The organism is Cupriavidus sp. 22TCCZM04-2 (assembly GCF_057798895.1).
This window is the reverse complement of the sequence record NZ_JBYOJS010000044.1, coordinates 1-4,829: the sequence shown is the minus strand read 5'-3', so window position 1 is coordinate 4,829 and position 4,829 is coordinate 1. Positions and strand designations below refer to the sequence as shown.

Below are 4,829 nucleotides of genomic sequence, written 5' to 3'. Positions count from 1 at the left end.
AGAAGCTGTTGCGAAATTACCCATAGGGTCTGTTAACTTTTTCGAGCCAGTGTTAACTTCCTGTCTTGTTTTGCCTGACAGGAAGCGATGCCCAGTGAACTGATAGACGACGAACTGTGGTCACTCATCGAACCGTTGCTGCCGGCGCGAGCGCCACGCAACCGCCGATATGCAGGGCGCAAGCCGACGCCGGACCGAGCGGTGCTAACTGGCATCGTGTTCGTTCTGCGCTCTGGCATCGCCTGGAACCTACTGCCGCAAGAGATGGGCTGTGGCTCGGGCACCGCCTGCTGGCGGCGGCTGGTTGCATGGCAGGAAGCTGGTGTCTGGCAATGCATCCACGAGACACTATTGGCCGAACTGCGCCGTCGCGGCCAACTCGACATGGCGCGCGCCATTGTCGACAGTTCCTCGGTTCGCGCCATGCTGGCGGGAAAAAAACTGGCCCGAACCCAACGGACCGGCGCAAGCTCGGCAGCAAGCATCACCTCATCGTCGACGCCCAAGGCATCCCGCTCGCGGTCATCCTGAGCGGCGCGAACTGCAACGACATCACGCAACTCGATGCGCTGGTCGAGGCGATACCTCCCATTCGCGGAAAGCACGGACGCCCTCTGCGCAAGCCGAAAATTGTCCAAGGCGACCGGGGCTACAGTTCCGAGCCACACCGACAGCGCTTGCGCAAGCGCGGCATCACGCCCGTGCTTGCCAAGATCGGCTCGCCTCACGGCAGTGGACTCGGCAAAACGCGCTGGGTCGTGGAGCGCTCGATTGCTTGGCTCCACTCCTTCAGGCGCTTGAAAATTCGATACGAACGATATGCCCATGTCCACGAAGCCTTCCTGTCACTTGCCTGTTCATTGATTTGCTGGAGCAGGCTAAAGCCCTGCATGAACTAATTTCGCAACAGCCTCTAAGTGACGACAGATTCGTGACGATTGTTCTCGCTGACAGGCCATCCTGCAGCCAGACCTCGACGAGCGCTACAATGTGCGCCTGCGTCAAATTGAACGGATCATTCAATTCAAAGGCAGTTCTATTCACGAGATCTTTAAAGACTTTTTGAATAGAACGCTGCCGCTCCGCCCGAGTCTGCGCATTAACCGCCTTACCATTCTTAACACCCGACCTATTACAAGCGTCGATGACTTCCTGCACCGTACTAGTCAACTCTTGATGCTTTGACCTTTCTTTAATGGCATCGATTTCCGCGCCACTGAGTGAACCTTTTTTCACCAAAACACCATCCCACCAAATGCATTTAGATTGATGAATTGTTTCCCTGCAAAGCCGGCGGGTCAATCTTCGTCAGCGCACGGTTGCTTGTCACCTACGGGATTCCGTGCAGGGCCATTTTTCGCGAAGACGATTCGCATCGTGTACCGGCCACGACGACGCTCGCCACAGCGTTTGAAGAGGCGCATTCCGCAATCCATGGGCGACGCCCCTCATCCGGCGCTCCGCCCGACTCCAGGCTGAGCTATCGCACCGTGAAGGTCTTGCATTCAGGGGCCGACGAGGGCTCCAATCCCCGTTCAGCAGATCAGCAACCTCTGTTGATCGATCGCGCTTGTCTTGGCGCTGCCGCGCACGGCCATCTCGTGGTCTGGATCGAGAGTGGTCGCGCTGATTGGGGCCCGCGACGCGCTTGCGCCCGCAGGCGCACCAGAGGGCCGCTGAGCGCTTTTTCCGACACCCCTGCAGGGTGGCCCAACCCACCCCGCCAGAGTCGCTCAAATCACCCGCCATGCGATTGCCGCCCTCCGGGGCCCGGCGAGTTTCCAGTTGCTGCTTCGCGGATGCCAATTTACGCGACCACTGAGTTCGATATGCAAAGGGCGCACGCACTGGCCGCCTTAGCAGGCAGGCATTAATGCATCGAAAATAGAACGAATCGAAAGATATTAATTGTGCCCGAGGCGATTCGATCAGCGGTGGGGAAATCCCAACCCTCGGCTGACCAAGCTGCGTCCTCGGCAGCTCTCGGCAAGGCACGCGGCCCCACGTCAAACAGTGACGCAATAGCCACTTCACCAGGCCGATGGTCGCCGCCATCTCGGCGCGGATCCATGACGACGGGATGACCCCGAAGCGCCTTCCGGTCGCCCTGACACCAGCGCTGCCAGGACGCGGTGCGCACCGCCGCAGCGATCACGTAGATAGCGCGCCACGCACCCTCCGCCCCGCCATGCGCCCCAACGCCACCTGCCCGCTGCGCGCCTCGTCAAAGCGATTCCCGGCGGCCGCGATGCACCCGCGCCGGCCCCGCGTGGACGCTTTTGCGCCTGCCGCTCCGCTGCCCGCTGCACCGGCCCGGGTCCATCCACTCTTGATAAAAGCTGTTATCAATAGCCCCGGCTCCGCGCCATGTACCGCTTGCCGCCGCCCCAGCGATCCAGCTCGATCCTGACGCGCACACTGGTGGACAAGCCCTTTTGGTTCAGCAGGTTGAAGAGCGCTCCACGGTCGTGCTGCGCTTGGGTTTGCGCGAGGTCAGCGCCGTTGAACTTACCTCGACTTCGCAACCCAACGTCAATGGCTACTTTGGACGCCCCTCCCTGCTACCGTGCCGTGCGGTCACGCTGTCAATTTCTTGCGTCCAAAGCGAGACTGGTTACAGTCTCCACCATTCGGCAAACCGGGACGCACGGTTGCCGCGTGACACCCCCAAGGATTCAATCATGTCCGACGCCCTGCTCGCCTCGTTCCTGCCGGCGGCCCCACGGCAGCCGGCCGCCAGTCAGCGACTTACCCCCGCCCAGTTCGATGCACTCGCTGCGGCGCCGGCGACTGCCGAATGGTTCGCCAACTTGAGCAGCGCCCGCACGCGCCGCGCCTACCGGCTTGATGTTGGTGAGTTTGTGGCCTTCACGGGCATCGCGCGAACCGAGGACTTCCGACGGATCACGCGCGCTCACATCCTGGCCTGGCGCGGGTCACTCGAAGGCCGTACGCTGTCCGGCGCCACGATCCGTCGCAAACTCGCTGCCGTCTCCTCGCTGTTTGATTATCTGTGCGAGCGCCATGCAATCGCCAGCAATCCAGTCCAGGGGGTTCGCCGCCCCAGGGTCGACTGCGCCGAAGGCAAGACCCCGGCGCTGTCCGACCACGAAGCTCGCATCCTGCTCGACGCGCCGCCCCCTGAAACCCTGAAAGGGCGGCGCGATCGCGCCCTGCTGGCCGTACTGCTCTACCACGGGCTGCGGCGCGCGGAGCTATGCGCCTTGCGCGTGCAGGACATCCTTGCCCGTCGCGGCGTACTCCATCTACGTGTGCACGGCAAAGGGGGCAAGCAGCGTTACCTGGTACTGCACCCGACGGCAGCCGAGCGCCTGCCCATCTACCTGAACATGGCGGGCCACGGCGGCACCCCTGATGCGCCCTTGTTCCAGGCCTTGCGCGCCACGGGTGTGGCCCTCACCTCCGATGGAGTCTACAAAATTGTCCTCGCCTGCGCAGCCCTGGCCGGCCTTGCCGTGCCCGGCCTTGGGGTGCATGGACTGCGGGCCACGGCCGCGACTTGCGCGCTTGAGCATGGCGCTGACCTGGCCCAGGTTCAGGCATGGCTGGGGCACGCGAACATTTCCACCACGCGCCTCTACGATCGCCGGCACCAGCGGCCCGAGAACTCACCGAGCTTCAAAGTGAACTACTGATAGGCGGTTGGGAACGCGCCACTTCGCGTTGGCAGCGGCGCGCGGGTTGCGCGCAATCTATCGCACGCCTTCGCCGGGAGCTGAGCAACGGTTGATCCTCGGAAAATTGGACAATGCAATGCGGGCGCTACTGCTTGCGTATAAAGTCGTAAAACAGATGGGCGAGTAGTTCGGACTGCGACAACGGCAGGCTCGCTGGCGTAGGTCCCTTGTCGGCCAGGCTCAGCCGTTCGAAGGTGCACGTCCCGACGTTCGCTTAGAAGCTGTTGCGAAATTACCCATAGGGTCTGTTAACTTTTTCGAGCCAGTGTTAACTTCCTGTCTTGTTTTGCCTGACAGGAAGCGATGCCCAGTGAACTGATAGACGACGAACTGTGGTCACTCATCGAACCGTTGCTGCCGGCGCGAGCGCCACGCAACCGCCGATATGCAGGGCGCAAGCCGACGCCGGACCGAGCGGTGCTAACTGGCATCGTGTTCGTTCTGCGCTCTGGCATCGCCTGGAACCTACTGCCGCAAGAGATGGGCTGTGGCTCGGGCACCGCCTGCTGGCGGCGGCTGGTTGCATGGCAGGAAGCTGGTGTCTGGCAATGCATCCACGAGACACTATTGGCCGAACTGCGCCGTCGCGGCCAACTCGACATGGCGCGCGCCATTGTCGACAGTTCCTCGGTTCGCGCCATGCTGGCGGGAAAAAAACTGGCCCGAACCCAACGGACCGGCGCAAGCTCGGCAGCAAGCATCACCTCATCGTCGACGCCCAAGGCATCCCGCTCGCGGTCATCCTGAGCGGCGCGAACTGCAACGACATCACGCAACTCGATGCGCTGGTCGAGGCGATACCTCCCATTCGCGGAAAGCACGGACGCCCTCTGCGCAAGCCGAAAATTGTCCAAGGCGACCGGGGCTACAGTTCCGAGCCACACCGACAGCGCTTGCGCAAGCGCGGCATCACGCCCGTGCTTGCCAAGATCGGCTCGCCTCACGGCAGTGGACTCGGCAAAACGCGCTGGGTCGTGGAGCGCTCGATTGCTTGGCTCCACTCCTTCAGGCGCTTGAAAATTCGATACGAACGATATGCCCATGTCCACGAAGCCTTCCTGTCACTTGCCTGTTCATTGATTTGCTGGAGCAGGCTAAAGCCCTGCATGAACTAATTTCGCAACAGCCTCT

At 61.9% G+C, this 4,829-nt stretch carries 4 protein-coding genes; 3 read left to right on the top strand and 1 reads right to left on the bottom strand.

The annotated features are described in order from the left end of the window. Nucleotides 1-87: 87 nt before the first annotated feature. A protein-coding gene (locus AC3FKG_RS29615; RefSeq protein ID WP_488743105.1) for an IS5 family transposase occupies nucleotides 88-899 on the top strand; the annotation gives its coding sequence in 2 pieces (ribosomal slippage) (nucleotides 88-427 and nucleotides 427-899; 813 coding nt in all). On the opposite strand, the gene AC3FKG_RS29610 is transcribed toward AC3FKG_RS29615, so the two are convergent. After that, complete coding sequence (locus tag AC3FKG_RS29610) at nucleotides 790-1,236, bottom strand: phage integrase N-terminal domain-containing protein (RefSeq protein WP_488744849.1); 447 nt, start codon at nucleotides 1,234-1,236, stop codon at nucleotides 790-792. The two genes, AC3FKG_RS29615 and AC3FKG_RS29610, sit on opposite strands and share 110 nt — an antisense overlap. A gap of 1,445 nt (nucleotides 1,237-2,681) precedes the next feature. Between AC3FKG_RS29610 and AC3FKG_RS29605 the strand changes: the two genes are divergently transcribed. Beyond that, the gene (locus tag AC3FKG_RS29605; RefSeq protein WP_488744848.1) at nucleotides 2,682-3,656 is read left to right on the top strand and encodes a tyrosine-type recombinase/integrase; all 975 of its coding nucleotides are present in this window, start codon (nucleotides 2,682-2,684) and stop codon (nucleotides 3,654-3,656) included. 345 nt (nucleotides 3,657-4,001) lie between these two features. Further along, nucleotides 4,002-4,813 (top strand): IS5 family transposase gene (locus AC3FKG_RS29600; protein WP_488743105.1). Its coding sequence is split into 2 segments (ribosomal slippage): nucleotides 4,002-4,341 and nucleotides 4,341-4,813, totalling 813 coding nucleotides; the frame shifts between segments, so codons are not numbered across the junction. Nucleotides 4,814-4,829 lie beyond the last annotated feature (16 nt).

Bases quoted from the DNA above. Each gene is read 5' to 3' on its own strand.
- AC3FKG_RS29605 (WP_488744848.1), top strand. From the start codon at position 2,682: ATGTCCGACGCCCTGCTCGCCTCGTTCCTGCCGGCGGCCCCACGGCAG.